The sequence below is a fragment of the Microbacterium sp. genome (assembly GCF_049661145.1).
Lineage (GTDB): Bacteria > Actinomycetota > Actinomycetes > Actinomycetales > Microbacteriaceae > Microbacterium.
Genome location: NZ_JBASZT010000064.1, coordinates 1 through 2,434, shown reverse-complemented (window position 1 = coordinate 2,434; position 2,434 = coordinate 1). Strand labels below are relative to the sequence as shown.

2 protein-coding genes are annotated in these 2,434 nt (G+C 66.6%); one reads left to right on the top strand and one right to left on the bottom strand.

Annotated elements, in window-relative coordinates:
• Nucleotides 1–1,870 (top strand): lipopolysaccharide biosynthesis protein (locus tag WBP48_RS02870; protein WP_424435806.1); only part of this gene is annotated, 1,870 nt, incomplete at its 5' end.
• 221 nt (nucleotides 1,871–2,091) lie between these two features.
• Here the strand turns inward: WBP48_RS02870 and WBP48_RS02865 are convergent.
• Nucleotides 2,092–2,434 (bottom strand): Ig-like domain-containing protein (locus WBP48_RS02865; RefSeq protein ID WP_424435803.1); only part of this gene is annotated, 343 nt, incomplete at its 5' end.

Here is a 2,434-nt window from a genome sequence, read left to right as displayed (position 1 = left end):
ACGCTCCGAGTCCGCGGTCGGTGTCGACGACACCGGGAGTCCGATGAGCGCGCGGCCGTCGACAGCGGCGCCCGTGTCCGCGCCGCCGAACATGGCGCACCGCGCATCGCGCGGTATCGCGGTGACGATGGGCGGGATGTGGTCGAAGACCATCATCCAGATGGCGGCGATCGTCCTGCTCGGACGCCTCCTCTCTCCCGAGGACTTCGGGCTCATCGCGATGGTCACCGCGATCTCCGGAGTCGCCGACCTCGTCAGAGACTTCGGTCTGACCGGCGCGATCATCCAGGCGCGCGAGATCAGCGAGCGCGCGTGGCGAAGTCTGTTCTGGCTCGCACTCGCACTCGGAACGTTCCTCGGCGGCATCCTCGCGGCGGCAGCACCGCTCATCGCGATGCTCTACAAGGATGACCGCCTTATCCTGATCACGCTGGTGGTCGCTCCGAGCCTCATCGTCAACGGGCTGATCATGCCGTTGCAGGCGCGAGCGACCCGGGACCTGATGTTCGGGCTCCTGGCCAAGATCGATGTGTACTCGATGGTCATCGGTGTCGCGCTGGCGATCACGACGGCGCTGCTCGGATGGGGCTACTGGGCGATCCTGATGATGGTCGGCGGTGGCCTCCTCGCTCGCCTGGTCGTGCTGTGGGCGGCCCTCAGACCACGACCGGGGTGGCCGAGAATCCACCGCGACGTGCTTCCCCTGGTGACCAGGGGAAGCAGCATCTTCGGCGCCGAGCTGCTGAACTACGTCGAGCGCAACTCCGACACCATCATCATCGGTAACCAGCTCGGAGCGGCCGTCCTCGGACAGTACTCGCGAGCCTATGCACTGTTCCTCATGCCGCTCCAGCAGCTCAACGGGCCGATCGGACGCGTGGCGCTGCCGGTGCTGAGCAAGCTTCAGGACGATGCCGACAGGTATCGACGGTACATTCGCGGCGCTCTCCTGGTCATCGGGTATCTGACCCTCCCGACGTACGCGATCCTGGCGACGATCTCCGGCGCGCTCTTCGAGCTTCTCATCGGCCCGGGATGGGATCAGGCCTCGATCATCTTCAGCATCCTCGCGATCGCCGGCATCTCCCAGGGAATCGGCAAGGTACGCGGGTGGCTCTTCATCACCCTGGGGCGTTCGCACCAGCAGTTCCTGCTGGATCTCGTCACCCGGCCACTCGTCGTCCTCGGCTTCTTCGTCGGAATCATGTGGGGCGGGATCTACGGACTCGCGCTGACCTACGGCATCATCTCGGCGGTTCTGCTCGTCCCCGGATTCGCGTTCGCGATCCACAAGACGTTCGTCCGCGGGACCGACATCATCTTCCCGGTGCTGCGCCCCTTCGTCTTCGCACTCCTGGCCTTCGCAAGCGCGTACGCCGCGACCCGCTCGGTCGAACTCCTCCCGATCCTCGAAGTGATCGTCGGGGGCCTTGCGGGGCTGGTGGTCCTTCTCCCGCTCCTGCTGATCCCCGCCTATCGCCGGGACTTCCAAACGATCCTCGGCTTCGTCAAGCAGGTGCGCAAGCCGAAGGGCACGCCGCACGACGACTCCGACCCCACTGCCTCGGAGCAGGAGGCGGACATGGTCGGCGAGGTGCTCCTCACCGACGCCGCCACGGCGGATGAGGTGCTCGAAGCGGAACTGACCGTCGAGGAACTGAAGGTCGGTGAGCGTGACGACGCTGACGCGAGCCCGCGGCCGTCGTGGGACGATCCGGCCGAGCAGCCTCCGCTGACCCGCCGGGAGCTTCGCGAGCAGCGGGAGCAGCCTCTCACCCGTCGGGCGCTTCGCGAACAGCGGGAGGCGCGGGCACACGCCGAGCGCGCGTCGTCGAGCGACTCGGTCGACGCATCCCACACTTCCGCCTGACCGGAACGCGGTCGCGGTTCCCCCTCACGGCCTCATGAGAGTTGTCGGATCACCGAACAGCTGACCATGGGGTTCTTCTCGCACGGGCCGTTGCGCCGAAGAGGCGAACTGTCCTCACGAGAGTTGTCGCGATCCGTTCCGCCACAAGGAGACGCCCCCACGCGTCGTACGTGGGGGCGTTTCCTTGTGAGCGATCCGGGCTCACCGCATCCGGCGAAACGCTAGTTCTGGATGGTCACCTGGATCGTCGGGCTGTACCCGGTGTTCTTGGCGGCGTCTGTCGCCCGCGCCTCGAGCACGTACAGACCGTTGGGGTACTTCTTCGTGGACATCGACATCGACCAGTCGCCATTGGCCTGCTTAGTCAGGTTGCCGAGCTTGTTCGGTCCCGACCAGAGCGTGACGCCCGTGACGCCGACGTTGTCGGTCGCACGCACGACGATCGTCCCGGTACCCGAGATGGTCGATCCCGAAGCCGGCGAGACGATGTTCACCGTGGGAGCAACCGTGTCCCGGGTCGGCGACGGCGAGGGGCTCGGCGTCGGCGTGGGGGTCGGCGTCGGG